This window comes from Citrifermentans bemidjiense Bem (assembly GCF_000020725.1).
Lineage (GTDB): Bacteria > Desulfobacterota > Desulfuromonadia > Geobacterales > Geobacteraceae > Geomonas > Geomonas bemidjiensis.
In genome coordinates this window covers 1,149,045-1,175,000 of sequence record NC_011146.1, presented here as the reverse complement: position 1 = coordinate 1,175,000, position 25,956 = coordinate 1,149,045, and the positions used below count along the sequence as shown (strand labels likewise).

Sequence of the window (25,956 nt, the reverse complement as noted above, 5' to 3'; positions counted from 1 at the left end):
CCCGCGTCAACGGGTTTGTTGTTTGTTTTTTCCAATGGTGATAAAGGGCAACGGTCGGTGCGCTGTGGCTGCTTTTTGGACTCGATGGACGGGGTGGACTGGGTGGACTTTATGGACAGGCTCAGTACACGCAGAAGGGGCGATGCTTTGCGCATCGCCCCCCCACCTATTACTGGTCTAACTCTTGCGCCTAGGCTTGCGCCGCTTTCAGGGCCTGCTCTATGTCGGCTATGATGTCCTTTACGTCTTCTATGCCTATGGAGAGCCTGATGAAGTCGGGGCTCACGCCGCTTGCCAACTGCTCTTCTGCGGAGAGTTGCTGGTGAGTGGTGGACGCCGGGTGGATCACGAGGCTCTTGGCATCGCCGATGTTGGCCAGGTGGGACAGCAGCTTTACGTTGTCGATGAACTTCATGCCTGCTTCAAGCCCACCCTTGATGCCGAACCCGATGATGGCTCCTGCGCCGTTCAAGTACTTCTTGGCGTTCGCGTGGTCTTTGTGGCTCGGCAGACCAGGATAGTTGACCCAGCTCACCAGCGGATTCTGCTCCAGCCATTCGGCAACTTTTTGCGCGTTCTCTACGTGACGCTGCATCCTGACATGCAGGGTCTCTATCCCCTGGATGATCTGGAAAGCGTTGAAGGGTGAAATGCAGGCACCCATGTCGCGCAGAAGTTCTACCCTCATCTTGATGATGTAGGAGATGTTGCCTAACGCGTCCCAGAACTTCAAGCCGTGGTAGGAGGGATCCGGCTCGGTGAACTCGGGAAACTTGCCGTTGTCCCACGGGAAGGTGCCGCCGTCGACTACGCAACCGCCGATGCTGGTACCGTGGCCTCCCAGGAATTTGGTCAGCGAGTAAACGACGATATCGGCGCCATGCTCGAGAGGTTTGAATACGAACGGCGTAGCCGCGGTGTTGTCTACGATATAGGGGATGCCCGCATCGTGTGCGACCTTGGCGATGGCCTCGAAGTCGTCAACGTTATTCTTGGGGTTGCCTATGGCCTCGCTGTACACCAAACGAGTGTTCTCATCGATGGCTTTGCGGATGTTCTCCGGGTCGGAGGAGTCGACGAACTTCACGGTGATGCCCAGTTTCGGCAGAGTGTAGTGGAACAGGTTGTAGGTACCGCCATAGAGATAGCTGGTGGATATGATGTTCTGCCCGGCGCTGGCGATGTTCAACACTGCATAGGTCGTGGCTGCCTGACCGGAAGCCACTGCGAGGGCTGCAACACCGCCATCCAATTCCGCCACCCTCTTCTCAAGGACGTCGGTGGTGGGGTTCATCAGACGGGTGTAGATATTGCCGAACTCTTTGAGCCCGAAAAGGTTGGCGGCGTGTTCGGAGTTCTTGAAGACATATGAGGATGTCTGGTAAATGGGAACCGCACGGGACAGGGTAGCAGGATCTACAGTCTGGCCGGCATGAAGTGCGAGGGTATCGAATCCGAATGAATTCTCTGACATAGGTTCTCTCCCGTCCTTTTCTGAAGCTCTTTGATAAAGAATACGTGGTGTATTCTCTATACAAAAACTGCAGCCGCGCTGTCAACAAATTTCACTACCGCATCTCCAGCAAATTAGTCTGGCAACCTGCCGTAAAGTTCGGTAGCCCGTGCGAGTTTGGCGGCAAGCCTTCCGGAAAAGGCGTCGGCGGGGCATCGCCAGCTCCAGTTGCCTCCGGCGACACCCGGAACGTTCATCCGGCCGGTGCTGGGCAGTTCCAGCAGGTCCTGCATGGGGATGATGGCATAGTCGGCAACTGAGGCGAGGGCGCATTTCACCATCTGCCAGACGATGTCGCCTCCGTCCCGATCAAAATAAGCCAGCACGTTCTTTTGCTCCTTCGTCTTCAGAGTATCGAACCACCCTGCTGTGGTATCGTTGTCGTGAGTCCCGGTATAGACCACGCAGGAGCGCACATGGTTGTGCGGCAGATATGGATTTTCGGGGCCGGATCCGAAGGCGAACTGCAGAATCTTCATGCCGGGGAAGCCGAATTGTTCCCTGAGAGCTTCCACCTCCGGCGTAATGATGCCGAGGTCCTCGGCGATGATGGGGAGATTTCCCAACGCGTTGCGCAAGGCATGGAACAATGCCTCACCCGGCCCTTTCACCCACCGGCCGTTGATCGCGGTCTTCTCCCACATCGGCACTTCCCAGAAAGCCTCGAAGCCGCGGAAGTGATCGATGCGCACCATGTCGTAGAGGCAAAGGTCGTTTCTCAGCCTGGCGATCCACCAGCCGTACCCTTCCTGGGCCATCTGTTCCCAGTTATAGAGCGGATTCCCCCAGAGCTGCCCGGTCTTGCTGAAGTAATCCGGCGGCACCCCTGCCACTACGATGGGGACCCCCTTCTCATCCAGGTGGAAAAGGTGCGGATTTGCCCATACATCCGCGGAATCGTAGGCGACGAAGATCGGCAGGTCACCGACCACCGAGATGCCGAGGACGTTCGCATAGCTCTTTAACTTCTTCCATTGCCGAGCGAACTGCCACTGCTGGTACTTCTGCTCGCCGATGGCGGTACCTAATTTCTCGCTCCAGAAGGAAAGTGCAGCAGGCTCCCGGTTAGCCAGCGTATCCGGCCAATCCTTCCAGCTAACGCCCTTGAACTCTTCCTTCAGCGCCATGAAGAGCGCGAAATCGTGCAGCCAGAAGGTGCCATCGCAGAACTGCCAGAACTCCTCTTTGCGCTTTTGCGTCGCCTCCGCGAAAAAACGCGCCGCCGCCCCCCTCAAGCGCCCCAGCTTGTGCTCTTCGACCGTCGGAAAATCTATCCGGTCGGTGGAAAGATCGGGCTTATTTTCCTGGGGCAATAGATCCCCATCGTCCTGGACTGCTTCCAGGTTGACCAGAAGGGGGTTACCGGCAAAAGCCGAGTAACAGGAATATGGGGAGTTTCCATAGGCGGTAGGGCCAAGGGGAAGGATTTGCCAGAGAGACTGACCGGACTTGTGCAGAAAGTCAACGAAACGCCGCGCTTCTTCGCCAAATGAACCTATGCCTCCGGCTCCTGGCAACGAGCTGGGGTGCAACAGTACCCCACTCTTTCTCTGTCTCACCATGTACACCTCGATAACATTGAAAAGGAATGAAAGTCATACGGAATTTTAGCAGTGAGTACTATGACATAAATAAGTTGTAATGCAACACTGTCAGGGTTTACGAGGTCTGCAACAAATGGTATAGTGCCGCCCATGGAAACTATAAAGACAGCAACTTTTGAAGCTTTGATGGAACTCGCCGTAGCTGACGGCGACGGCTATGTTTTCACCTTGGACGGAGAGACCTTCAGGATCAAGGATACGCTGGAAATTACCGGGATCGCTACTAGGAAGGGATACATCATAATCTACTAGTTGGGGAAAGGGGCCGGCTTTGTGGACCTGGTGGACCTGGTGAACCTGGTGGACCTCATGTACTGCCAGGACTTCGTGGAACGGCCTGACTCACGCTCCCGACAAAATCTCATCGACGCGCTGGCCGTCAAGGGTCTCTTCCTCCAGGAGCGCCGCCGCCAATGCGTCTAGCTTGCTCCGATTGGCACTCAAAAGTTCCACGGATTTCCCTTCGGCAGCCCTGATGAACGATGCTATCTCCTGGTCTATCAACCAGGCCATCTCTTCGGAAAAGGTCTTTTCTTCCGCCAACTTCATGCCAAGAAAGGGATGCTCCTCTCCCCTGGAAAAGGTCATCGGCCCTATCTTCTCGCTCATCCCCCACTGACATACCATCTTTTCGGCCAGTTCCGTGACATGCTTCAGATCGCTCTGGGCGCCCGACGACACGTCGTTGAAGACGATCCGCTCGGCGACCCTACCCCCCAGCGCCACGCACAGACGATTGACGAGATAGGCGCGCGGGTAGTGGTAACGATCGTCCTCGGGCAACTGCTGGGTTACCCCAAGAGCACGCCCCCGCGGCAGTATGGTTACTTTGTGAACCGGATCGGTGCTGGGAAGAAGACGCGCCACCAGAGCGTGCCCCGCCTCATGGTAGGCGGTGATCCGCCGTTCCTCGTCCGAGATCACCATGTGCCGCTCCCCCCCCATCAGGAGCTTGTCCTTCGCCCGTTCCAACTCGTCCAGTCCGACAACGCGCTTGTTCTCCCTTGCCGTGAGAATCGCCGCCTCGTTGACCAGCCCCTCCAGGTCCGCGCCGGTCATCCCAGGTGTTCCCTTGGCGATGACCCCCAGATCGACATCGGCTGCCAGCGGGATCTTCTTGGTATGAACCCTCAAGATTTTCTCGCGGTCACGCCAGTCCGGCCGCTCTATGACCACGGTGCGGTCAAAGCGCCCGGGACGAAGCAGGGCAGGATCGAGGACGTCGGGCCTGTTGGTGGCAGAAATGACGACCAACTCTGTGTGGGGATCGAAACCGTCCATCTCCGAGAGCAGCTGGTTCAAAGTCTGTTCGCGCTCGTCATGCCCACCGCCGAAACCAGCTCCACGGCTCCTGCCGACGGCATCCAGCTCGTCAATGAAGATGATGCTGGGGAGCGATTTCCTTGCCGTAGCGAAAAGATCCCGCACCCGGCTCGCGCCCACCCCGACGAACATCTCTATGAAGGCCGATGCGGAAATGGAGAAAAAGGGTACACCAGCCTCCCCCGCCACCGCCCTTGCCAAAAGCGTCTTGCCGGTTCCCGGAGGCCCGACCAGCAGCACCCCTTTGGGTACCTTTCCTCCTACCTGCTGGAACTTCTTAGGCTCTTTCAGGTATTCCACCACCTCGCGCAGTTCCTGCTTGGCCTCTTCCATACCGGCCACGTCCGTAAAGGTCACCTCGATACGCTCGGAGGTGTATGCCTTGGCGCCGGAGCGGGCAAACCCGCCCATCATCCCGGTCGGTCCCTGCTTTCTCATCCCCCGCATCACCAACCACCAGACCCCGAGGATGATGAGCCACGGCAGGAGGTACAGGAACAAGGTTCCCATCGTTGACCCTTCCGTGGAAACGACCGAGACGTCGACCCGTCTGCTGTTAAGCTCGGGCAATAGGGTCATATCTTCTATAGACGGCAATGTGGTGGTGAAGTTGGAGACGCTGACGGTCCCCCCCTTTTCATCGACGGTGGCCGCGGGAACCTTGACCTGATTGCGGAACTGCCCTTTGACGTTCTTCCCCCTGAGCGTGACCTTGGTCACGTTGTTCGCTGCCACCTCGTCCCGGAAACGGGTGTAGCTGATGTCGGCGCCACGCTCCGCCGTCGGCTTCACGACGGCACCGTAGAACAGGTCGACCAACAGCACGAACAATGCGGCGATCATCAGGGGTTTCCAGATGCCTTGTCCCATGAACAGGCTCCTGTAGTGGTACTAACGTTAAAATACCACCGAATTCTAGCTGAGATAACTATCATTACAAGAGATTAATCTGCTCTAGCAGGGGTTCTAATCGCGTTGCGGTGCGGCAGTGGGGTCTTAAAGCGGCAGGAAAAGGCTCAACTCTTTACGCGGTAAGAGCCAAAGCCAAATGAAGCCCCCTTGCCGAGATGGGTGGCCATCCCAAGTTGCAAGAGCAGGTGAAACGGCTCGAGATCGCCGCCAAATACCGCGGTTCCGGCGATCCCCGCCGGGCGGCCGTTCCACGAGACCAGCCGGCAGCCGTACTCGAGGGTTTCCACGGCTTCGCTGCTCTGGGACAGCCAGCGGTAATCGAGGGACGGCTCCGCCCCCTCGTAATGATAAGCAAGCGAGGAGATGCGGCGCATCAGCGACCGCGCGAATTGGGCAAAGGTGAAGGTCTTCAGCAGCCTTCCCTCATTGACGAGTTTCAGCGGGGTGAGCAACTGCAGGGTCACCGTCTCCGTCGAAAGCGGTCCTGCCAGCACCGGATCCTGGGAACTGAGCAGCGGGACGCCGCCGGCAGCGTCAATCGGGGTACGCCCTCCTCCCGGAGCCTCCGCTTCCACCCGCAAGACACGCCCTTTCCTGGATTCCACGAGAACCCGCACCGCACAAAGGTAAGAGGAGACATGCTGAACCGCGCTACCGACCAGGTGTAGCGCCAGCTGATGGTTCGTGCCGCGGTTAGGGGATGGAGGTAGCACAGGGAACTGGAAGATGAAGGGAAGCGGCGGCTTCTGGTGCCGCCGGACCGCTTCCGGGTCCTTGGCTATCTGCTGCCCGAAGGTGGCGGGAAAGGGACAGGGGGCCGCCGAAAGACAGCCGGCGCAGTCGGACCTGCGGCAGGCAAGAGAACTACGGAAGGCGCTCTCGAACTCGGCGCGGGTGACAAAAAAAGCGTGGGGGTCAGGAAGATCCGACGAGAGGGTAAAGGTGAACAGCAGCCTGGCGTAATGCAGCTCCACAAATAATCTCCACTTCTTTGGGCGCAGCCGCGCTGCGAGCTCGCTGAAGGGGGACCGGCACCTTGCGGAGCCAGTCCCCTTCAGAGGGGGCTTTAAACCGATATCCGGCGGGGCGGTTACTTCTGGTTGATCGCGCTCAGCTTCCAGGGGTTGTTGCCGACCGTCCTGGTGAAGGTCCAGTACTCCTCGAATTTGACCGGGTCGGCCTTGCTCCCTGAGACGACGGCCCCGGTGGCGTCGTCGGTCGTGTAGTCGAGGAGGTTGGCATAAATGAGAGCGGTGATGAAGTCCTTGCCGCTCTCCTGCCACGCCTCCGAGATCTCCACGTTACGCACCGCGATGTTCTCCAGCCGGTTCACCCTCTTATCCCGCAGCAGTTGATCGACGTCACCCTGCATGGCGGCCCGCATTTCATCGGTGAAAAGAGCGGAGACGCCGGAGAGGTCGCGGTTCATCCAGGCCCCCTGGATCTTGAAGAACATGTCCATGACGGCGTCGTTGAAGCGGCCTTCGTCAAAAGAAGGATCCATCTGACGAATGTGCGAAAGCCCCTCCTCGACTTCGTCCTGTGCCTGCTGGTATCCCAGGGACTGCGCACTTCCCTGGCTGACCTGATAGTGATCGATGTCGATCACGTTGGGACGCTGCCCGTAGACATCTGTTTCGGGCTCACGCTTTTTCTTGACCATCCGGTAGATGAGATAGGCGATGCCGGCCAGAAGCAGGATGTCGAAGAGGCCGATGCCGCCCCCCATGCCCATGCCGCCGCCAAAGCCCAGAGACCTGAACAGCATCCCTCCCAGGAAGCCCCCGGCGAGCCCGCCCAAGAGGCTCCTGCCAAAGCCGCCGAAGCCGCGCGAGGGCTGCTGGTAAGGGGGAGTCATGGGACTTGGGGTGGGGCTCGGTGCGTACTGACGTGACGGCGACTGGGACGGCGGAGCGACGGGGCGGGAATAGCTCCGGCTCCCTCTGCTCCCAAAGGAGCGTCCGCCGCCAGCGCGGGCATCCGCGTTCTGCTCCGCTACAAGCAGCACCATTGCCAGCAAAACCATGACGATTGCGCTTCGACCGAGGTATCTGTTCATTTTTTTGCTCCTTTTTTTCGATGACACCTTAAGGGAACACTCAGGTAGTTGCTATGCCGCGCCGGCGCCCTCTTTCAGGCGCCGCTCCAGATATCCCCGCACCTGTGCCAGCACGTCGGCGACCGCCTCGTCAGCGGGGAGGATGGCGGCGAACTGCTCCAGCACGCCCCTCTCCCGGATAAGCCTGAGAGTCGAGACGAAGTTGATGTCGTAGATCCATGACAACTGCAGGAGCTTGAAGTCGTTCAGGCTCCTCAGGCTGGAGAGGTGCACCATCTTCCCTTTTCTCACCGCATCCATCACTTCGGGAGAGCACCCCGGCAGGTCCGGAAACCCGAGGCCGGCGGCGGAGGGGCGCTCCTCTTCCGGAGTTTCGAAGTACTCGATGAAGACGCGCCAGATGTCGAGCTTGTCGGCATCGCGCAGCAGACGCAGCAGTTTTTCCGTTTCAGGGGGAAGTCCGGCCGGGACCTCGAAGGCGTTATGCAGCCGTACCGCTATCTCCACAGCTTCCCGCTCCTCACGAGGGAGGAAATCGAGCAGGGCGCGCTGCTTAACCACTTGGGCCGAGAGATGGGCGTGGTTCACGGAATCGCTGTCTTTAAAGGTGTGGTAGTCCCTGAATTGGGGGAAGCGGCCCAGGTCATGGCAAACGGCGGCCACCTCCGCCAGCGTGCAGAACCTCGGGCTCTCCCCCTGCGCGATGCGGCGGGCGGCGAGGCAGACGTTGCGGGTATGTTTTTCCTTGAGGTCGAAGTTGCGCTGCTGTTCCGGGTCCGCGCTGCGGAAGGAATCGCAATACGAGGCAAACCAAGCCCGCAGCGGTTCCAGACCCGGAACCTCCGCGTCACTCATCATGCATCTTCCTGACGATGTACTCGGAAAACTCGGCCATGACCTTGGACTCGTCCCCGCCCTGGTAGGAGATGATGCTGCGGAGATGGGCGAAGGATTCGATGTCCATCTTGTCGAAGGCGCACCCGATCCCCCCCGGCACCAGCCTTGCCACTGTCCCTTTCACGTTGATGACGACGGGCTCGGTGGTCGCGGAAAGGTAGATGGTGATCTCCACAGGACTCCCCATCGGTATCTGCTCATCGGTCTCCATGTAGAGACCGTGCAGACTTACGTCCGTAACCTCGCCCTTTATCGCCACACCCTCTGCCTGCAGCAACGCCGAAACCCTGAACTCGACCCGAGAAAAATTGCGTCTGTCTTTCATCGTGATCCCCTTTCGGACACCCAGTCAAAAAAGGGGGGCGCGGCGCCCCCCTCGTGTTCCGCTTCGCTGCAACTACGGCTTTTTAGTCTTCGAAGTTGCCTGCAGGTCCTTTATCCCTGGAAAGCCCGGCAGCCTGCTTCGGGAGCATTTCCTTGGTCCACTGTGCCGGATCCTCGACGCGCTTACCCTTGGGGCCTAGGTCGTAAGAGCCGGCTTTCAAAATGGCATCGACGGCAAGCGGCGCGGTATCGCCGGAGTTGAATACCTCGGTGATGAGCTTGTAGGCAAAATCCTCGACCCGCTTGGCCATCCTGTCACGCGCCTCCTTGGGCTGTGCCAGGAGCTTGTTTTCGAACGGGAGGTTGAGGTTTTTGTAATCCCCCTTCTTCCACCCCTTGGAATCGGCGAAGGCGACCATTTCGGTCCAAAGCTCCTCGGTCATCCCCTCGCCCTTCACCTTGATGAAGTTGCCGTTCGCGTCGAGCTTGGCGTTGCCGTAGTCGTTGACCTCGAGCCCCCAGGAGATGAACTGCAGCGCCGTGGCGACGTTGGCCTTGGTGGTGCGGGTCTTCTGGGCGATCTGGCGCAGCCTGTCGTAGCTGTTGCCGGAGGTGCCGTGCTGGGCGCCGTTCACGCCGTACTGCTTGATGGCCTCGTGGATTTCGGCGGTCAGTTCCACCTGGATGCCGGCGTCGGACGCCTCGATCCCGTGGGTGGTGCCGTTATTGAGGGCGATCCAGTCCGGGAAGACGCCGTGGGCGTTCAGTCCCTTGATCAGGAAAAGCGCTTCGGGCACGGTGGAAAGCCCCTCTTTACCCTTGATCTCGCCTACCTCGGTCTCAAGGCCGGCCCAGGCCGGGATGAACTGGTTCAGCTCCAGGTTCGCCAGGAGGTTCTCTTCGTCGGGGAGGTGGGAGGCGTCGATGGCGATGGAGGTGATGCCGGCGTCGAACATGCTGGGGATCTCGACCTTCGCCGACTTGATGTCCCCCTCACCCTTGATGCCGTAGTGGTCGGCATGGATGGCGACCGGAATGGTGATGCCGAGTTCGTTGGCGACGGCGTCGACCTGGCGGGCCATGTTCCAGTAGTTCACGGGGCAATACGCTTTCTGGCCCCCCTCGGACTTGGCAATCTCGATGAGGACGGCGGCGTTGGCCCTTTGTGCCGCAGCCAGTACGCCGCGGATGACGAAGTGATTCCTGCCGTTGGCTGCCAGTGCGAGCGCGTGCCCCTTGGCGTTCATGGCGCGATCGATCACCTTGCCGCTGACCAGCAAAGCCTTGGAATTGGGGAAAAGCTTCGCGACGTTGGGGGGACGGCCTACTTCGAGGGCTTTGACGAAATCTGAAGACGTTACGGGCATATCTCCTCCTTCTCACTGGGATTGTAGTCAATTCATCACAAAAACCGCTTCCTTATAACATCTTAATCATGCAAAGGCAAGGACAGATCGGGAATCGCGCGCCCTCCGATCGTCCCAGGTACAGTCACTTGGCTAAGGAGAATTCCGTGGCTCCGCCACCTGTGAACCTCCCGCCGCCGAGATATTCGCCCTGCCAGAACAGGTACCCCTCACCCGGCGGAAGCCCCGCCTCGACGGCGGTAAAGGAGAGGCGCGAGGGAGGCGATCCCTTTTCCGCCCCCACCACCGCTTGCAGCGCGTAGCGCGACAGCGTGGGATATTCCCCCCGTACCGTCTGCGCTTTTACGGCTTCCGCAACGGTTCCCCGGGAGACGGCGTACTGCACCCCCTTTTCGCGCCGGGGGAGCTTCGCGTGCAGCAGCAATTCCCCGCTACCTTCTCCGGAGACGCGAAGGTCGTAGCAGGGCGTCCAGCGCTCGTCCTGCAAAAGGTAGCTGACCCGCGCCTTGCCTCCGGCCAGCCAGATCCTTGCGGCGGCCACTCCCTTGGCGGCCGCGGCGAGCTGCCGTTCCACCTCTTCGAGGTTGTTGCGGCACTTGCGCTTACTGCGGTACACCGACTCCATCTGGCTCAGCGCGAAGTCCGTTCCCTGCTGCAGGGACCCAAGCGGATCGGGGTTCGCCTTGGTCTTTCTCGGCGCCTTGCCGCTTTGCGACTTGGCCGCCGCGCTGAAGATCTCCTCGCGCCTTTCCAGGACTGCCATGCGGTCCTGCAATTCGGCCTTGCGCTCCTTCAGGCGCGCTATCTCCCCGGCACGCCGCCGCTCCTTTTGCGCCGACACCAGTTCCACCCGGAGCACCCCCCCGCCGGACACCGGCTTCACCCGCAACGAGCCCGGGGCGAAGTTGTCGGGGAGAGGGAGTTCCACATAGCCGTTAGCGGCGGATAGCTCCTGCTCCACCCGGGCGCCGTCCAGGAAATAGGTGACACTCTTCTGTCCGGCCAGGGCCTGTCCGCAAAGCGGCAGGGAGAGCAGGATAAGGGCAAAAGGCAAAAAGCGCATGCGGCACCTCGCAATGAAACCCTGTAGGATCACCGGCAAAAAACACAGATGACAAATCTACAGGACCGAAAGGTCATTGCAAGAGCCGTAAAAGCTCTACTTCCCTACGTCCAGCAGTTCCACATCGAAGATCAACGTGGCGTTCGGGGGAATCACCCCGCCGGCCCCTGACGCGCCGTAACCAAGCTGCGGCGGGATGACCAGCTTTCTTTTGCCGCCGACCTTCATGGAGATGACACCTTCGTCCCACCCGGGGATCACCTCGCCCGCACCGATGCGGAAGCTGAAGGGCTGGCCGCGATCGACGGAGCTGTCGAACTTGGTGCCGTTTTCCAAGACGCCCGTGTAATGCACGGTCACCATCTTCCCGGAGGTGGGAGCGGCGCCGGTACCTTTAACGATATCGGTATAGGAGAGCCCGGAAGCAGTCACCGTCGCGCCGGCGGGGGCCTTGCTCTCGGCGGCCTTTTCCGTCACCGGCTTCGCCTCTTTCTGGGAACATGCGGGAATGGCTACTGCAGCCAGGAGCAGCAAAACGACGATGAACTTCTCTACGTTGCGCATCTACTTCCTCCGTCTGTGTCTTGTTCTTCTTGTCGGTGAGAACAGCAGTTTTTCTAGTCGAGCATGTGGATGAACAGACCGCTTCTGAGTTTGGGTTCGAACCAGGTCGACTTGGGCGGCATGATCTTGTCCACGTCGGCCAGCGACATAAGCTCCTCGATGGAGGTCGGGAAGAGCGAGAAGGCGACCTCGTATTCTCCGGAATTCACCACCCTCTCCAGCTCCTCAACCCCGCGGATCCCCCCCACGAAATGGATGCGCTGGTCGGTGCGCGGGTTGCGCACCCCGAGGACCGGGTTGAGCAGGTTGTCCTGGAGGATGGAGACGTCCATCGACGCCACCGGGTCCGTCTCGGAAAAGGACTCCTCGCGGGGAACGAGTTCGTACCACTTCCCGGCCAGGAACATGCCGAACTGGTGCCGCTCGCCCGGCTTCACCGGGCCGCAGACCGGGGTAACCTCGAAGCGCTCCGCGACCCGGGCCATGTACTCGGCCACGCTCCGCCCGTTGAGATCCTTCAACACGCGGTTGTAGGGCATGATGGTCATCTCGTTGTCCGGGAAGATCACGGTGAGGAAGTAGTTGTACTCTTCGCTGCCGGTGTGCTTATCGTTGGCGTTCTTCCTGAGGTCGCGCACCCGGCTCGCCGCGGCGCTCCGGTGGTGGCCGTCGGCGACGTAGAGGGTCGGGATGGCCGCGAAGCTGCTGGTCAGGGAGTCGATGAGGGCGCGGTCGGCGATGGTCCAAAGGGCATGGGAGACGCCGTCGTCGGTGGTGAAATCGTAGACCGGCTCCCCCTTGGTGACCTCTTCAATGGTCCGGGTGATGCCGGGGTTGTTGCGGTAGGTGTAAAAGACCGGCTCGTCGTTGGCGTTCAAAACGTCGATATGCTTCACCCGGTCCTCTTCCTTGTCGGCGCGGGTCAGCTCGTGCTTCTTGATGGTGCCGCTTTGATAGTCATCCACCCCGGCGCAGACGACCAAGCCGGTCTGGGTGATCCCCCCCATCTTCTGGCGGTAGACGTAATACTGCTCGCTTTCGTCCTGAACCAGCACACCCTGCGCCAGGAAACCCTTCAGGTTTTCATGTCCCTTGACGTAGACCCCTTCGGAGTGGACATCGGTCCCCTGCGGCAGGTCGATCTCGGGGCGGGAGATGTGCAGAAAGCTCATCGGGTTCCCGGCGGCCATCGCGATGGCCTCTTCGGTGTTCATGACGTCATAGGGGAGAGCGGCCACTTTCTCGGCCAGCTCCTTCTTCGGGCGTACCGCTTTGAACGGTTTGATAAATGCCATAACTGCTCCTGTCTTAGCTTCTTTTCTACCTTCTATGTTCTTGGCGCCGCGCCCGGTTTTGCGCGCCACTCTCTGTCCGAAACGCAAGGTTCGGACGCAAGCGGCGCGGCTTACGATTAACCTATCGGCATGACGCGGCTTTTCCTTAAAAATACCTTTTAGCGCCGATAAATCGCTTCTGGAAGTACGACTCGTCCATGGAACTCACCTTGATGTCGTCACCCCTGCGCGGGGCGTGGACGAAACGGCCGTTGCCGACGAAGATCCCCACATGGTTGATCTCCTCGGGGGAGCCGCCGAAAAATACCAGGTCGCCGTCCTTCAACTCATCCCGCCCCACCACGTCCCCCACGCGGTACTGCTCCCGTGAAGTACGGGGGATGTTGACGCCGCACAGGTTGTAGACGGCGCGCACGAAGCCGCTGCAGTCCATGCCGTCGACGACGGTATCCCCGCCCCAACGGTACGGGATCCCGACGAAGCGCTCGGCAGTGCGGGCGGCGATCCCCCCCATGTCGCTTCTGTCGCGCTTGGCCACGGATTCCTCGGTTTTTCTAGGCAGCGCCGGCGGCTTGGCGATGGAGGGAGAGGGTGTCTTGTGCAGCGAGGGCTCGCGGACCGCCGGGGTCCGCTCGGCCTGCGGCGTGGCGATGAAATACGAGGTTACCACCCGGTCCTTCACCAGCTTCTGGGCCACCTTCCTCGCGTCCTCGCGGCGGGGGAAGTCGCCGAAGCGCACGGCGTAGATGCCGTTCTCCTTCTTGAAGTAGAAAGCCTCGATCCCCTGCTCCTGCAGCTTGCGGGTGACGCGCTCGGCGTTTTTGACGTCGGAGAAGGCCCCGACCTGGATGGCATAGCCTACGCTGGAAAGTCCTGCGCGCTGGGCGGCGCATCCGGTGGCAGCCGGCGCCAGGAGCATCAGGCAGATGGCCAGTACGTGAATTTTTTTGAACATTGGATGAATCCTTACCCTAAATATCCTTGGTCTCCCGGCGCACTCCCATAAGGTACGGGACCACGAAGTCGTCGAGGGAACCGTCGAGGACGGCGTCCGGGTTGCCGCTCTCCACACCGGTGCGCAGGTCCTTCACCATCTTGTACGGGTGCAGCACGTAGGAGCGGATCTGGCTCCCCCAGCCGATTTCCTTCTTCTCACCCGCTATGTCCGACGCCTTTGCTTCCCGCTCGCGCAGCTCCATCTCGTAGAGCTTCGAGCGCAGCACCTTCATGGCGGTGGCCTTGTTCATGTGCTGGCTCCGCTCGCTCTGGCAGGCGACCACGGTCCCGGTGGGGATGTGGGTGATCCTGATGGCGGAGTCGGTGGTGTTGACGTGCTGCCCGCCGGCGCCGCTGGAACGGTAGGTGTCGATGCGCAGGTCGCTCTCGGCGATCTTGATCTCGATGTCTTCCTCCTCGATTACCGGGAAGACGAAAGCCGAGGCGAACGAGGTGTGGCGCCGGGCGGAGCTGTCGAAGGGGGAGATGCGCACCAGCCGGTGGATTCCCGCCTCGGCCTTCAAATAGCCGTAGGCGAATTCGCCGGTGACCGCGAAGGTGACCCCCTTTACCCCGGCGCCGTCGCCTTCCTGGTAATCGGTGATCTCGGTCTTCCACCCCTTCTTCTCGCAGTAGCGCAGGTACATCCGCAACAACATCTCGGCCCAGTCCTGGGACTCGGTCCCCCCCGCCCCGGAGTTGATGGAGACGAAGGCCCCCGAGGCGTCGTGGGGGCCGGAAAGCATCCTGCGGAATTCCGCCTGGGACACCCCGGTCTCCAGCTGCGCGTTCATGGCGGCTACCTCGGCCAGGGTCGCCTCGTCCTGCTCCTCGCTCCCCAGCTCGATCAGCTCCTTTATGTCCCGCGCCTGTTTGTCGAGGCTCTCCCAGGTGGTGACGTCCTTTTCCATCGCGGTCCTGGACCTGAGCACCTTCTGGGCGTTTTCCGCATCGTTCCAGAAATCCGGGCGGGAGGTCAGCTCCTCGAGTTCCTGCATCCGCTCCTTCTTGTCATCTACTTCAAAGAGACCCCCGGAGCTTGTCAATACGCTCGGTGAGTTCTTCTACCTTGGCAATTTCTTCTCTGAACATCTGATTCTCCTTATCTCTCTTTAATCCCCCAAGGGGAGTGCGTTTGGTTGCAGCGGCTGGTGCCGCTTCTACAGGTGGCGCTGCAGCTAAAAGCGTTTCTTTCTGAAGCAGGCCGCGCCGAGCGCGATGCCGGTCCCCAGGCAAAGGAGCGCAAAGATGTCGCCGTAGCGGCTGTAAAAGGTGCCGCCGGTCCCCATCCTCACCTCCCCGGAAAGGGTCGCCTCCTCGAAGAGCGGGGTCATGCCCCGGATGTGACCCTTGCTGTCTATCACCGAGGAGATCCCGGTGTTCGCCGCGCGCACCAGCGGAACCCGGTTCTCGACGGCCCGGAACACCGTCATGGAGAGATGCTGATAGGGAGCGGAAGAGCGCCCGAACCAGGCGTCGTTGGTGATGTTCACCAGCATGGTCGCCCCGTTTTCCACGTAGGCGCGCGCCACCTCAGGGAAGATCCCCTCGAAGCAGACCAGGACCCCGATCTTCCCGTTGCCGGTCTTAAGCGGTGTCGCCCCCTTTCCGGGGGAGAAGTCGCCGATCCCCTCCACCAGCTTGTTCACGAAGGGGAGCAGGGACGCCAGCGGCACGTACTCGCCGAAGGGAACCAGGTGCAGCTTGTCGCTTCTTCCGGCAACCACGCCGGCCGGGGAGATCAGAAACGCGCTGTTCAGGTAGCGCACCTTTTCTCCCTCCTGGTCGTAGGCGGGGCTCCCGGTCAGCAGGTAGCTTTTCAGCTCCGCCGCCAGGGCCTTAACCCGCGCGGCGTAGCGAGGCTCCGACTGCAGGAAGAAGGGAAGCGCGCTCTCGGGCCAGACCACCAGGGTGCCGGGGCTTTGCGCACCCTTGCGGGTGAGCCGCTCGTAGGTCGCCACGGTCGATTGCTGGAAGGCGGGGTCCCACTTCTGTTCCTGACGGATGTTCCCCTGCACCATGAGGACCCGCTGCAGCTCCCCCTTCTCCGGGCGGCTGAGCGCGATGACGCCATACCCCATGGTGGCTGCGATCAGCACCAGCAGCGCCAACAGGCCCGTCACCGGATAGCGCTCCCTGTGGCGCATGGATACCCAGATCCGGTAGAAAACCACGTTGGCGAAGGCGACCAGGAAACTGACCCCGTAAACCCCGGTGAGGTCGCTGATCTGGATCAACGGCAGGGTCCGGTACTGCGAATAGCCGAGGTTGGCCCAGGGGAAACCGGTGAGAAGATAGGAGCGGACGAGCTCCCCCGCCACCCACAAAAAAGGGAACGAGAGCATCAGCCCTATCCGCTTCGACTCGCAGCGCCGCGTAAGCCAGACGACGATCCCGGGGTAGAGCGCCAGGTAGCCTGCCAGCGCCAGGTAAAGGGCGACGCTCGCGGCCAGGGGGAGCTTCCCGTAGGTAGTCATCACTATGTTCAGCCAGTAAAGGATGCCGGCATAGGCGGCGCAACCGGCGGTGAAACCGAGCCTGAAGCCCTCCCCCGGTGAAGCGCCGGCTGCGGCCAGAAACAGCGGCACGAAAGCGATCCAGGCCAAAGCCGAGATGCCCGGCTCCGGGAATGCCAGCGCCAGCATCCCCCCGGAAAGAAGCGCCAGCAGGTAGCGCCCCGCAGCAGACCTCCCAAGGTTCATCTTGCTTTTTCTCACGGCGCCTCGGACTCCTTGTCCTGCGGCCGCGCCTCGCGCCTGGCGATATGCACCTTGGCGATGCGCCTGTCGTCAGCCTCCAGCACGGTCAAGACCAGGTCGTCGCTCTCGATCACCTCTCCGGCGGCGGGGATGCGCCCGGTGAGATGGAAAATGAGCCCCCCCACCGTCTCGAACTTGTCCTTCTCCACCACCACGTCGAAATGCTCCTGCAGCTCCTCGATGGGGAGCCTGCCGTCGGCCACGATGGAGTTGTCCGCTTGCACCGACAGCCGCTCGGTCTCCAGGTCGTACTCGTCCTGGATGTCCCCCACGATCTGCTCCAAGAGGTCCTCGATGGTGACGAGCCCGGCCGTGCCGCCGTACTCGTCGATGACGACAGCCATGTGCACCCGCCGCTTCTTGAAGTCGTGCAGCAACTCCTCCAGGTTCTTGGTCTCGGGGATGAAAAACGGCGGGCGGATCAGCTTTCTAAGCTCAATCGCGTGGTCCGGCTCCCCCCAGTACCTCAGCAGGTCCTTGGCGTAGATGAGGCCGATCACGTTGTCGATGGTTCCTTCGTAGACAGGGAGGCGGGAATGGCCGGAGGCGATGATGGATTTCAGCACCTCGCTCACCTCGTCCTCGATGGAGACGCAGGACATCTCCATGCGCGGCAGCATGATCTCGCGCACCATGGAGTCACCCAGGCCCAGGATGGAACGGATCATCGCGTTCTCCTCCTGGTTGATGACCCCTTCTTCCTCGCCGGCGTCCATCATCTCCTGGATCTCGGCCTCGGTGACCCGCTTCTTGCCGTACAAGAGCCTGGTGAGGGACTCGATCAAGCCCTGCCCCTTGCTTCCGTTATCCTCTTCCAAGGACGTTTCTCCTCCGTTGTTGCGTTAACCGTTTGATCTTCCCTCTCAGGCGAAGGCGTTGAATAGCAGGTTCACCGCCACGGTGATCGAGATGCCGGTGAGCGCGCCGTACACGAGTTCCCGCACCGTGTGGATCTTCAGCAAAAGCCTTGAGTGGCTCACCATGAGGGCGAGTATCAGGCACAAAAGCGCGATGAGCGGGTCCTGGGTCTGCAGGGTGACCGAGGTGGCGATGGAGAAGGCGACCGCCGAGTGGCCGCTGGGGACTCCCCCCTTGAGCGGCGTGCCGCTGCCGGTCACCCCCTTCAGTATGATGACGGCGATGAGCACCAGGATCACGGAGACAAGGATCCCCAGCTCCGAACCGGTTCCGACCATGGCAAGCAACCTCTTTTCCACCGGGAAAATGTACTTCGACAGCACCAGGTATCCCATGATCGCCGTCCCGAAGGCAGCCACGAGAACCGCGCCCGCCGCTACGTCCTTGGCAAGCTTGGCCATGGGGTTGAACTCCGGGGAGATCATGTCCACCACCACCTCGATGGCGGTGTTCAAAAGCTCGGCAAAAAGCACGAAGCTGATGGCGAGCGCCAGCAGCATGAACTCCAGCAGGGTGACCCGCAAGAGGAGGGCGGCGACCAGCACCACCAACGCGGCCAGAAAATGGTGCCGCATGTGCTTTTGCGTCCGCGCCGTGTAGAGGATTCCCTCTATGGCGCAGTTCACCGATTCGACGAAGCTCGTGGGCTTCATCGCTTCCCCCTGCGGACGCTAGACAAGACCTTCCCCGACCAAGAGGGCGAAGATCTCGCGTTCCTTCGCCTCCATGCGGGCCGCCTCAGCCTCGCCGCTTCTTTCGTGATCGTAGCCGGTGATGTGCAGGATGCCGTGCATAAGCAGGAAGTAGAGGCGGCTTAGGAAGGTTTCCCCCGCCTCCTCCGCCTCGCGCGCTGCGGTGTCCACCGAGATCACCACGTCCCCCAGCAGTTCCGGGTTTACTGCACCGAACTCCCCTTCCTGCATGGCGAACGAAATCACGTTGGTTGCCTTGTCCCGCCCCAGGTAATCGCGGTTGATGACCCTGATGGCGCGGTCGCCGACGATGCTGATGGAGAGTTCGGCCTCAGGACATCCCAAGGCGTCTAAGATCCTCTGCGCCACCTTTCGCAACGCCGTCGTCCCGACCGGGATCCGCCTTTGGCGGTTCGCTATCGCAATCCTCTGGGCACTTCTTGACAATGTTCTTCTCCTTGTAGGCCGGCTCCGGGTAGTCTATGCGCTGGTGGTAGATCCCGGCAAGTATCTGGTTGAAACTCTTCGCTATCTCGTGCAGGTTCTTGAGCGTCAGTTCGCACTCGTCGAGCTGCCCGTCGATGAAGATGTTGTTGATGATCTTCTGCACCATCCCCTGGATCCTGGCGGGGGTCGGGTCGGTGAGGGTGCGCGAGGCGGCCTCTACGCAGTCCGCCAGGAGCACGAGGCCGGCTTCCCTGGTCTGCGGCTTGGGGCCGGGGTAGCGGAAGTCCCGCTCCTCAACCGGCGGCGCGCCCGGGGTCTCCAGTCCCTTCGCCTTCAGGTAGAAGTAGCTGATCAGGGAGGTGCCGTGGGACTGGCGGATGATCTCGATGATCGGCTGCCCTACCCGGTGCTCCTTGGCGAGTTCCACCCCTTCCTTCATGTGCGAGATGAGGATCAGCGCGCTCATGCTCGGTGAGAGCTTGTCGTGGCGGTTCTCGCCGTCGCGGATGTTCTCGATGAAGTACTGCGGCTTCTTGAGCTTGCCGACGTCGTGGTAGTAGGCGGCTACGCGGGCCAGGAGCGGGTTCGCGTTGATCGCCTCGGCTCCCGCCTCCACCATGTTCCCCACGAGCACGCTATGGTGGTAGGTCCCGGGGGCGCGGATCATCAGCTCGCGCAAAAGCGGCGAATTGAGGTTGGCGAGTTCGAGGAGCTTCACGTCCGTCGTGTACTGGAAGAGCGCCTCGATGAGCGGGATGGTTCCCGAGGCGAAGACCGCGTTGATGAGGCCCCCCAGAAGGGCGAAGGCTACGCAGTAAACGGTCTGCAGCGAGAAATGGCTGTCGCTGTAGACGTAGAAGCAGACGGCTAGCGCCATGTTGACCACGCTCACCTTGAAACCGGCGCTGTAGATGGTCCCGCGCTCCTTGCACTGGCGCACGCCGTGGGCTCCCACGATCCCCCCCAAGAGGGCGTAGATCACCACCAGCAGCGAGTTGTTCAGCATGATGCCGGTGAGGGGGGCGGTGACGGCGCAGTAAACCAGCGCTACCTCGGAGTTGAGGATGATCCTGACGATGATGGCGCTGGCGGCAAAGGGGAAGACGTAGAAGTAGCTCGCGGTGTCGATGCTGGGGAAGAGTCCCCCCATGGCGGTGGAAACGGCGGAGACCAGCTTCAGCACCGCGAAGTTCCCCACCGTCAAGAGCGACAAAAGCAGGATGTCCTTGTTGCTCGGGCTGAACTTGCGGATGTTCTTGCGGCCGAAGCGAAACGGGACGTAGCAGAGCACGACGACCAGCCCGAAGATGCCGAGCCCGGTGAGGACCGGGGCGCGGTTCTTCGCCTTGTAGATCTTCTCCAGCTTCATCGCCTGTTCGGAGGTGACCCGCTCCCCGACCCGGACGATCATCTCGCCGCGCTTCATCTTGAAAAGGACCGGGCGCACCGCGGCGCGCGCCTCGCTTTTCTTGTCGTCGGTTAAGTTGCGGTCGAAGCTCAGGTTGGGGGCGATCATCCGCTGCGCCACCCCCTTGAGAATCTCGAGGTCATGCGCCGAGGCGCCCTGGGTCAGGTAGACGCCGCGAAAGGCGCGCCTGGCCGCTGGGAGGTCGATGCTGGAGGAGTAGTCCCCACCCGCCACTTCCTGCCTTGTGGTCTCGTCCAGGACCACGATGCCGTGGCGCAGATCGGCGGCGAAATTGGAGCGGTCGGCGACGATGCGATGACGGTAAACGGGGGCGAGCTGCCTTCCCAGATCGGAGAGAAAGGCCCGCTCCTGCCTGATCCGCGACAGCGCCCCGAACTCCTGTGTCGAGATGTCGACCCCCAGGACGCCGGCGATGGCGTTGCGGCGCGCCTCCCCCTGCCCGGAGTCGCGCATGAGTTCCAGCGCCTCCTCGAAGCGGCGCACCAGGTCTATGTTTCCGTTTTGGGCGAGACTGTAGATAAACGGGGCCACGGCCTCGGCCTCGGCGCGCTTTTTCTCGGTGAGCAGGAGATCCTCGATGAGGTAATCCTGGGTGGCGCGGATATCCGAAGTAGCGATGTCGCCTTCGCGGTAGTTGACCGTGAGGAACTGCGGACTCGGGATGATGAGCAGGGTGAGGAATAAAGCTGTGAGGAAGAGCATGATAAAGCGGCTGCGCTTTTCATACTTGTCACAGGAGAAGCCTTGGGCAACTGCTTCCAACCAGCTGTCACAGAGCCGGATGAGTGAGCTCTTCTGTTTTTTGTCGCCGCTTTCGGTGGGCATTATATCTATAGTTCCCGTGTCATGAGGACAGAGGCTGCAGGTTGGCACGCAAGGGGACAATATATATCTAATGCCGGATTACTGTCAATCTAAACCAAAAACCTTGGGAACAGCAGCTCTGACAGCAAGTTAGCAAAATTTTACAAAAGTCCCTTCCATTTAGGTGCAGAAATGTTATATAACGGAACTCAATTAAGAGGGGGCGTCGTAGTCTCTTCGTAATTTAATTCAACCTAGGGGGAACAGATGAGCCAGATAACCGACGTTTATGCCAGAGAGATCCTTGATTCCAGGGGGAATCCTACGCTTGAAGTAGAGGTATTCCTGGATTCCGGCGTTATGGGAAGGGCTGCGGTTCCGTCCGGCGCATCGACCGGCGAGCGCGAAGCACTGGAGCTGCGTGACGGCGACAAGGGGCGCTACCTCGGCAAAGGCGTGGAACAGGCTGTCTCCAACGTTAACGACATCATCGCCGACGAGATCACCGGCATGGATGCGACCGACCAGGTTGGGATCGACAAGAAGATGCTGGAGCTCGACGGCACCGAATTCAAGAGCCGCCTGGGCGCCAACGCCATCCTCGGCGTTTCCCTGGCCGTAGCCAAGGCCGCAGCGGAAGAAGTCGGAGTGCCGCTGTACCAGTACATCGGCGGATGCAACGCAAAAGAGCTGCCGCTGCCCATGATGAACATCATCAACGGCGGGGCCCACGCCGACAACAACGTCGACATCCAGGAATTCATGATCATGCCCGCCGGCGCCGCCAACTTCAAGGAAGCTCTCAGGATGGGCGCGGAGATTTTTCACGCGCTGAAGAGCGTCCTCAAGGGCAAAGGGTACAACACGGCGGTCGGCGACGAAGGGGGCTTCGCGCCGAACCTCAAGTCCAATGAGGAAGCGCTGGAAGTCATCATGGAAGCCATCGTCAAGGCCGGCTACAAGCCGGGCGAAGAAGTACTTTTGGCGCTCGACGTCGCGTCTTCCGAACTCTTCGAAAACGGCGTCTACACCCTCGAGAACGAGGCGGAGTCCAAGAAGACCGCGGACCAGCTGGTCGACTTCTACGAGAACCTCGTCAACAAGTACCCCATCGTCTCCATCGAAGACGGCATGGCCGAAAACGACTGGGACGGCTGGAAAAAGCTCACCGACCGCCTCGGCAAACGCATCCAGATCGTGGGCGACGACCTGTTCGTCACCAACCCCTCCATCCTCAAGGAAGGGATCAAGAAAGGGATCGCCAACTCCATCCTGATCAAGCTGAACCAGATCGGCACCCTGACCGAGACCCTCGACGCCATCGAGATGGCCAAGCGCGCCGGCTACACCTGCGTCATCTCGCACCGCTCCGGCGAGACCGAGGACACCACCCTTGCCGACCTGGCAGTGGCGGTTAACGCGGGCCAGATCAAGACCGGTTCGCTCTGCCGCACCGACCGCGTCTGCAAGTACAACCAGCTCCTCAGGATCGAGGACGAGCTGGACGATGTTGCGCAGTTCCGCGGGCACGAGGTCTTCTACAACATCAAGAAGTAATCGGGTTCCATTCATAGCTGACAAAAGGGGCGCCTCCAGACGGGGGGCGCCCTTTTGTTTTCCGCCCGCGGCGTTTTTGCAGCAGCGGCTCGCCCGGGCTTGAAGCCTCCCTCTGGAAGCGGGTGCCCCAAAGCCGGTAGGCGCACGGGGATTCCCTTGCGCCTTGTTGCTCATGAGGGTATACTCCGCCGCATGTTAACCTACCAGATAGACGCCAAAGACCACTGCAGGCGCATGGACAGCTTCATGCGCAACCTGCTGCCGACCGCCCAATTTTCCTACCTCAAAAAGCTGATCAGCTCCGGACACGTCAAGGTGAACGGCTCCCCCGTCGAAGCGGCTCAGCTACTCAGGTTCGCCGACCAGGTCACGTTGAAGGAGAGCTCCAAGACCGCGGCCTTCCTGGCGCGGCTCACCCCGGAGCTCGACATACTCTTCGAGGACAGCTGGATCATCTCGCTCAACAAGGCGCCGGGGCTGTCGGTGCACCGGACCGAGGACCCGGACGAGGTGAACTTGGTGGACCTCGCCGAGGCGCTGCTGCAAAAGCGCGACGGCGTCGGCAGGCTCCGGCCGGTGAACCGCTTGGACAAGGGGACTTCGGGAGCCATCATCCTCGCCAAGAGCGCTGTGGCCGCGGGGATGTTCGGCAAGATGGTCCAGGAAGAGGGACTGGGCAAGCTCTACTTGGCGCTGGTGGAAGGAAAGCTCCAGAAGCAGGGTGTGATCGATGCGCCGTTGGACGGAAAGGAATCGCAGACAAGTTACCTGAGGCTCTTTCATGGGGGCGGGGTTTCGCTATTGGCGGTCTACCCGATCACGGGTCGCATGCATCAGATCAGGCAGCATTTCAAAATGATCGGTCACCCGATCCTGGGGGACAAACGCTACGGCGGGAGGGCTCTGACCGGCTTCACCGGGCACGCCCTGCATTCCTTCAAGACGACCCTGGTGCACCCGGCGACCCGCGAAGAGGTCAACATCCCGGCCCCGCTATCGGAGCAGTTGATGCGGCTCGTGTCGCGCTACAGCGCCGTGAGCGAGAAGGACCTGCTCGACACCATGCACCAGCTGCCGGCAGCAGGCCCCCTCCCCGCCTAGCTCACCAGCCGTGCTCGCCGATCAGCGGCACGAAGCGAACCGGGCAGAGCTGCTCATGGCGGAAATGCCCGTCACGCGTCCGGCGCACCAGCACCAGCTCCTGCAGGTGCTGGGTGGGGCCGACCGGTATCACCAGTCTCCCCAAGGGCGCCAGCTGGTCCAGCAACTCGCGCGGCACCTCGGGCGCCCCCGCAGTCACCACAATGGCGTCGTAGGGCGCGTGTTCCAGCCACCCCCGTGTGCCGTCTCCGAGATGGACGGTGACGTTGCCGTAGCCAAGCTCTTTGAGCCTCGCCCGCGCCCCCGCGGCCAGGGAGGGGATGCGCTCCACCGTGTAGACCTGGGCGGCGCAACGGCTAAGAACCGCCGCGGCATAGCCTGAACCGGTGCCGATCTCGAGCACCCGCTCCCTGCCCAGCAACTCGAGCGCCTCAATCATGTAGGCGACGATGTAGGGCTGCGAGATGGTCTGCCCCTCCGCTATGGGGAGCGGACCGTCGTCGTAGGCAAAAAGTTCCATCCCCAAGGGGAGAAAGGCTTCTCTGGGAACCTCCCGCATCGCCTGCATTACGGCCGCGTCGCGAATCCCCCGCGCGGCAAGGTGCTCGCTCAACATCCGCTCCTTCCTGGCCTCCATCGCTCTTTTCGGGTCGACAGTCATACCTCCTCCAAGGTGCAAATGGTAACATACAGCAATCGGCAGACAACGGGGCTGGCCTGACAGTCACAGCCCGATTTCAACAGCCGCCATTCTGGCATCAGATGAACCCCGAACAGCTTTAGCGGCATCTAATCTTATACGGAAGCGTCGCCCATTCAAGTTGTTGACTCTTTTTAGGGGCGAGCGTAGACTAAAATCATAGCAAAGAGGTCTTTGAAATAGCTCTGGAGTATAGGTACAGAGGCAGCATGAGGTACCCTGATTATTCCACACTTACAATTTCCCAGGTTTCAGACGCGGTGTGCAATTCCCTGAAGTAAAAGGAATTACCTAAAGCGTTTTCCGGGGAGATGCTTCACAAAAGAGCGTGGTCTCACCAACCTCTACCGTACTTTGGAGCTCATAACTGGCGCTTAAGGAGATCAAGCCGATTGGCCTAAAATAATCACATCCGCCATGCGCGTTTAAACCGCTTCAAAAAGGGGGAGTAAACGGAGTGCAACGGGTGGCATGGTCAGTAGAGAGCATGCGCATCGACACCACCTGCAATCGTTCCCACCGACGGATATGTGTAAAGGATTCTCCGCGGTTAAGCGCCAGTTATATTTCTGGGGAAAAGGTCCAGTGATTTCATTCACTGGGCCTTTTTTCGTTTCCACTCCGCACCGGGACATGCCCCGGTTACCGCGGCTCAAACCGGGACAACTTGTACGGTATCTGAGAAAAGGTCCGGGAAGCTGGGCCGACCGAGGGGCCCCATCCGAAAGATCGATCGACCTGGGCATGAAATTTCGGGCGGCAAAATGCGGGGTATGATCGGGATGCTATACTGTGGTGGCTTTAAAGGAATCTAACGCGATATGGAGGTAGCCATGCCACGAGGTGCCAGAATAACCATGGAGGAAAAGGGACAAAGGGCGGTCCGGAGCTTGGAGCCTTACCTGCCCAAGGGTGGACTCCAGGAGGGAACCGTGTGCAAGGGGTGCGGCATAGTCTACCGCAACAAGAGATGGCAGATTGAAACCACCCCCGGCGCGCATAGCGGCGAGGTGTTCTGCCCGGCCTGCCAGCGCATCCAAGGGGAGGACCCGGCGGGAGTGGTGACGCTGTCCGGCCCTTACCTGGCGCAGCATAAGGAGGAGATACTTAACAGCATCAAGCAGCAGGAGTCCAAGCACCGCGAGAAAAACCCGCTGGGGCGCATCATGGAGATCAAGGACGAGGACGGCCAGATCACGGTTACTACTACCGAGGACAAGCTGGCCCAAAAGATAGGTAGGGAGATCTACAAGTCTCAGCGAGGCGAGCTTCACTACCAATGGAGCCACGACCAGCGCATGGTCCGGGTGGCGTGGAAGCGTTAGCTTTCGGCCTGCAGCTCTTCCGATCCACATTGCAAAAAGCCCCCCTTGCCACGGCAAGAGGGGCTTTTTGCTTTTTGTTATCGCCTGCGTAAGGGGTCGAACAGGTATTCCAGCCCGTTCACCTTCACCTCGTAAATGCACTGCAGCATGGCGCCCAGTTCTCCCGCGGGAAACCCTTTCTGGCGCATCCACACTAGGTAAGGCTCCGGGAGATCAACCAGGAGGGTTCCAAGGTACTTCCCGTAAGGCATGGTCGTCTTCGCCAGCCGGAGCAGATACCTAGGGTCAGGGACCAGATCCTCCAATC

Annotated in this window: 25 protein-coding genes (1 of these 25 cut by a window edge); 4 read left to right on the top strand and 21 right to left on the bottom strand. The window is 60.6% G+C overall.

All coding sequences use genetic code 11. The features are described from left to right. The 3 genes from GBEM_RS21190 to malQ all read right to left on the bottom strand — a co-directional run. On the bottom strand, positions 1 to 155 hold the 5' portion of the coding sequence (locus tag GBEM_RS21190) for a hypothetical protein (RefSeq protein WP_012529451.1). Its footprint begins 139 nt before the window's first position; the window shows 155 of its 294 coding nt (coding positions 1-155); it begins with the start codon at positions 153 to 155; its stop codon lies beyond the left edge, outside the window. A 35-nt stretch (positions 156 to 190) separates the two neighbouring features. Further along, positions 191 to 1,474, bottom strand: a complete 1,284-nt coding sequence (locus GBEM_RS05085) for an O-acetylhomoserine aminocarboxypropyltransferase/cysteine synthase family protein (RefSeq protein WP_012529450.1) — start codon at positions 1,472 to 1,474, stop codon at positions 191 to 193. Between the two features lie 113 nt (positions 1,475 to 1,587). Then, positions 1,588 to 3,075: a 4-alpha-glucanotransferase gene (malQ, locus tag GBEM_RS05080; RefSeq protein ID WP_041262659.1), complete on the bottom strand. Its 1,488-nt coding sequence runs from the start codon at positions 3,073 to 3,075 to the stop codon at positions 1,588 to 1,590. Between the two features lie 168 nt (positions 3,076 to 3,243). Between malQ and GBEM_RS21925 the strand changes: the two genes are divergently transcribed. Further along, complete coding sequence (locus tag GBEM_RS21925) at positions 3,244 to 3,369, top strand: hypothetical protein (protein WP_264175531.1); 126 nt, start codon at positions 3,244 to 3,246, stop codon at positions 3,367 to 3,369. A 90-nt stretch (positions 3,370 to 3,459) separates the two neighbouring features. On the opposite strand, the gene ftsH is transcribed toward GBEM_RS21925, so the two are convergent. From ftsH to GBEM_RS05005, 16 genes are all read right to left on the bottom strand, one after another. Then, positions 3,460 to 5,310, bottom strand: coding sequence for an ATP-dependent zinc metalloprotease FtsH (gene ftsH, locus GBEM_RS05075; protein WP_012529447.1), 1,851 nt, complete (start codon positions 5,308 to 5,310; stop codon positions 3,460 to 3,462). A gap of 146 nt (positions 5,311 to 5,456) precedes the next feature. Next, positions 5,457 to 6,326 carry a CRISPR system precrRNA processing endoribonuclease RAMP protein Cas6 gene (gene cas6, locus GBEM_RS05070; RefSeq protein WP_012529446.1) on the bottom strand — a complete coding sequence of 290 codons (870 nt, stop codon included), beginning with the start codon at positions 6,324 to 6,326 and terminating at the stop codon, positions 5,457 to 5,459. Between the two features lie 116 nt (positions 6,327 to 6,442). Continuing rightward, positions 6,443 to 7,411, bottom strand: coding sequence for a Tim44 domain-containing protein (locus GBEM_RS05065; RefSeq protein WP_012529445.1), 969 nt, complete (start codon positions 7,409 to 7,411; stop codon positions 6,443 to 6,445). Between the two features lie 51 nt (positions 7,412 to 7,462). Next, a complete protein-coding gene (locus GBEM_RS05060; RefSeq protein WP_012529444.1) occupies positions 7,463 to 8,269 on the bottom strand; it encodes an HD domain-containing protein in 807 nt (268 codons plus the stop codon). Further along, positions 8,259 to 8,633, bottom strand: coding sequence for a PilZ domain-containing protein (locus GBEM_RS05055; protein WP_012529443.1), 375 nt, complete (start codon positions 8,631 to 8,633; stop codon positions 8,259 to 8,261). The genes GBEM_RS05060 and GBEM_RS05055 overlap by 11 nt, the downstream gene beginning before the upstream one ends. Before the next feature lie 82 nt (positions 8,634 to 8,715). Then, positions 8,716 to 9,999, bottom strand: a complete 1,284-nt coding sequence (locus tag GBEM_RS05050; protein ID WP_012529442.1) for a class II fructose-bisphosphate aldolase — start codon at positions 9,997 to 9,999, stop codon at positions 8,716 to 8,718. Between the two features lie 124 nt (positions 10,000 to 10,123). Further along, positions 10,124 to 11,062: a hypothetical protein gene (locus GBEM_RS05045; RefSeq protein ID WP_012529441.1), complete on the bottom strand. Its 939-nt coding sequence runs from the start codon at positions 11,060 to 11,062 to the stop codon at positions 10,124 to 10,126. 96 nt (positions 11,063 to 11,158) lie between these two features. Further along, positions 11,159 to 11,626 carry an FKBP-type peptidyl-prolyl cis-trans isomerase gene (locus tag GBEM_RS05040; protein ID WP_012529440.1) on the bottom strand — a complete coding sequence of 156 codons (468 nt, stop codon included), beginning with the start codon at positions 11,624 to 11,626 and terminating at the stop codon, positions 11,159 to 11,161. A gap of 53 nt (positions 11,627 to 11,679) precedes the next feature. Further along, positions 11,680 to 12,921, bottom strand: coding sequence for a DUF1015 domain-containing protein (locus GBEM_RS05035; RefSeq protein ID WP_012529439.1), 1,242 nt, complete (start codon positions 12,919 to 12,921; stop codon positions 11,680 to 11,682). Between the two features lie 145 nt (positions 12,922 to 13,066). Then, positions 13,067 to 13,876: an NlpC/P60 family protein gene (locus GBEM_RS05030; protein WP_012529438.1), complete on the bottom strand. Its 810-nt coding sequence runs from the start codon at positions 13,874 to 13,876 to the stop codon at positions 13,067 to 13,069. A gap of 16 nt (positions 13,877 to 13,892) precedes the next feature. Further along, positions 13,893 to 15,009 (bottom strand): peptide chain release factor 2 gene (prfB, locus tag GBEM_RS05025; protein WP_012529437.1). Its coding sequence is split into 2 segments (ribosomal slippage): positions 13,893 to 14,939 and positions 14,941 to 15,009, totalling 1,116 coding nucleotides; the frame shifts between segments, so codons are not numbered across the junction. Between the two features lie 86 nt (positions 15,010 to 15,095). Next, positions 15,096 to 16,619 (bottom strand): apolipoprotein N-acyltransferase, encoded by a 1,524-nt coding sequence (lnt, locus tag GBEM_RS05020; protein ID WP_041263011.1) that lies wholly within the window; start codon positions 16,617 to 16,619, stop codon positions 15,096 to 15,098. A gap of 11 nt (positions 16,620 to 16,630) precedes the next feature. Further along, complete coding sequence (locus GBEM_RS05015) at positions 16,631 to 17,494, bottom strand: hemolysin family protein (RefSeq protein ID WP_012529435.1); 864 nt, start codon at positions 17,492 to 17,494, stop codon at positions 16,631 to 16,633. Between the two features lie 45 nt (positions 17,495 to 17,539). Further along, a complete protein-coding gene (locus GBEM_RS05010) occupies positions 17,540 to 18,247 on the bottom strand; it encodes a diacylglycerol kinase (protein ID WP_012529434.1) in 708 nt (235 codons plus the stop codon). A gap of 18 nt (positions 18,248 to 18,265) precedes the next feature. Beyond that, on the bottom strand, positions 18,266 to 18,631 hold the full coding sequence (gene ybeY / locus GBEM_RS20615; RefSeq protein ID WP_264175530.1) for an rRNA maturation RNase YbeY: 366 nt from the start codon (positions 18,629 to 18,631) through the stop codon (positions 18,266 to 18,268). Then, complete coding sequence (locus GBEM_RS05005; RefSeq protein WP_012529432.1) at positions 18,618 to 20,987, bottom strand: HD family phosphohydrolase; 2,370 nt, start codon at positions 20,985 to 20,987, stop codon at positions 18,618 to 18,620. Before GBEM_RS05005 ends, ybeY begins: the two co-directional genes overlap by 14 nt. Before the next feature lie 246 nt (positions 20,988 to 21,233). Here GBEM_RS05005 and eno point away from each other — a divergent pair, with 246 nt between their 5' ends. Both eno and GBEM_RS04995 read left to right on the top strand, forming a co-directional pair. After that, positions 21,234 to 22,523 (top strand): phosphopyruvate hydratase, encoded by a 1,290-nt coding sequence (gene eno / locus GBEM_RS05000; RefSeq protein WP_012529431.1) that lies wholly within the window; start codon positions 21,234 to 21,236, stop codon positions 22,521 to 22,523. Between the two features lie 192 nt (positions 22,524 to 22,715). Further along, a complete protein-coding gene (locus GBEM_RS04995) occupies positions 22,716 to 23,624 on the top strand; it encodes an RluA family pseudouridine synthase (protein ID WP_012529430.1) in 909 nt (302 codons plus the stop codon). A 1-nt stretch (position 23,625) separates the two neighbouring features. Here the strand turns inward: GBEM_RS04995 and GBEM_RS04990 are convergent, their stop codons facing one another. Then, positions 23,626 to 24,285: a protein-L-isoaspartate(D-aspartate) O-methyltransferase gene (locus tag GBEM_RS04990; RefSeq protein ID WP_012529429.1), complete on the bottom strand. Its 660-nt coding sequence runs from the start codon at positions 24,283 to 24,285 to the stop codon at positions 23,626 to 23,628. A gap of 872 nt (positions 24,286 to 25,157) precedes the next feature. Between GBEM_RS04990 and GBEM_RS04985 the strand changes: the two genes are divergently transcribed. Continuing rightward, the gene (locus tag GBEM_RS04985) at positions 25,158 to 25,649 is read left to right on the top strand and encodes a BCAM0308 family protein (protein WP_012529427.1); all 492 of its coding nucleotides are present in this window, start codon (positions 25,158 to 25,160) and stop codon (positions 25,647 to 25,649) included. A gap of 77 nt (positions 25,650 to 25,726) precedes the next feature. Here the strand turns inward: GBEM_RS04985 and GBEM_RS04980 are convergent, their stop codons facing one another. After that, positions 25,727 to 25,954: a DUF3820 family protein gene (locus GBEM_RS04980; RefSeq protein ID WP_012529426.1), complete on the bottom strand. Its 228-nt coding sequence runs from the start codon at positions 25,952 to 25,954 to the stop codon at positions 25,727 to 25,729. Positions 25,955 to 25,956: the final 2 nt, after the last annotated feature.

Excerpts from the sequence above, each read along its gene's own strand:
- GBEM_RS05085 (WP_012529450.1), bottom strand. The coding sequence starts at position 1,474 with ATGTCAGAGAATTCATTCGGATTCGATACCCTCGCACTTCATGCCGGC.
- malQ (WP_041262659.1), bottom strand. The coding sequence starts at position 3,075 with ATGGTGAGACAGAGAAAGAGTGGGGTACTGTTGCACCCCAGCTCGTTG.
- GBEM_RS21925 (WP_264175531.1), top strand. The coding sequence starts at position 3,244 with ATGGAACTCGCCGTAGCTGACGGCGACGGCTATGTTTTCACCTTGGAC.
- ftsH (WP_012529447.1), bottom strand. The coding sequence starts at position 5,310 with ATGGGACAAGGCATCTGGAAACCCCTGATGATCGCCGCATTGTTCGTG.
- GBEM_RS05065 (WP_012529445.1), bottom strand. The coding sequence starts at position 7,411 with ATGAACAGATACCTCGGTCGAAGCGCAATCGTCATGGTTTTGCTGGCA.
- GBEM_RS05060 (WP_012529444.1), bottom strand. The coding sequence starts at position 8,269 with ATGATGAGTGACGCGGAGGTTCCGGGTCTGGAACCGCTGCGGGCTTGG.
- GBEM_RS05055 (WP_012529443.1), bottom strand. The coding sequence starts at position 8,633 with ATGAAAGACAGACGCAATTTTTCTCGGGTCGAGTTCAGGGTTTCGGCG.
- GBEM_RS05050 (WP_012529442.1), bottom strand. The coding sequence starts at position 9,999 with ATGCCCGTAACGTCTTCAGATTTCGTCAAAGCCCTCGAAGTAGGCCGT.
- GBEM_RS05045 (WP_012529441.1), bottom strand. The coding sequence starts at position 11,062 with ATGCGCTTTTTGCCTTTTGCCCTTATCCTGCTCTCCCTGCCGCTTTGC.
- GBEM_RS05040 (WP_012529440.1), bottom strand. The coding sequence starts at position 11,626 with ATGCGCAACGTAGAGAAGTTCATCGTCGTTTTGCTGCTCCTGGCTGCA.
- GBEM_RS05035 (WP_012529439.1), bottom strand. The coding sequence starts at position 12,921 with ATGGCATTTATCAAACCGTTCAAAGCGGTACGCCCGAAGAAGGAGCTG.
- GBEM_RS05030 (WP_012529438.1), bottom strand. The coding sequence starts at position 13,876 with ATGTTCAAAAAAATTCACGTACTGGCCATCTGCCTGATGCTCCTGGCG.
- lnt (WP_041263011.1), bottom strand. The coding sequence starts at position 16,619 with ATGAACCTTGGGAGGTCTGCTGCGGGGCGCTACCTGCTGGCGCTTCTT.
- GBEM_RS05010 (WP_012529434.1), bottom strand. The coding sequence starts at position 18,247 with ATGAAGCCCACGAGCTTCGTCGAATCGGTGAACTGCGCCATAGAGGGA.
- GBEM_RS05005 (WP_012529432.1), bottom strand. The coding sequence starts at position 20,987 with ATGCCCACCGAAAGCGGCGACAAAAAACAGAAGAGCTCACTCATCCGG.
- eno (WP_012529431.1), top strand. The coding sequence starts at position 21,234 with ATGAGCCAGATAACCGACGTTTATGCCAGAGAGATCCTTGATTCCAGG.
- GBEM_RS04995 (WP_012529430.1), top strand. The coding sequence starts at position 22,716 with ATGTTAACCTACCAGATAGACGCCAAAGACCACTGCAGGCGCATGGAC.
- GBEM_RS04990 (WP_012529429.1), bottom strand. The coding sequence starts at position 24,285 with ATGACTGTCGACCCGAAAAGAGCGATGGAGGCCAGGAAGGAGCGGATG.
- GBEM_RS04985 (WP_012529427.1), top strand. The coding sequence starts at position 25,158 with ATGCCACGAGGTGCCAGAATAACCATGGAGGAAAAGGGACAAAGGGCG.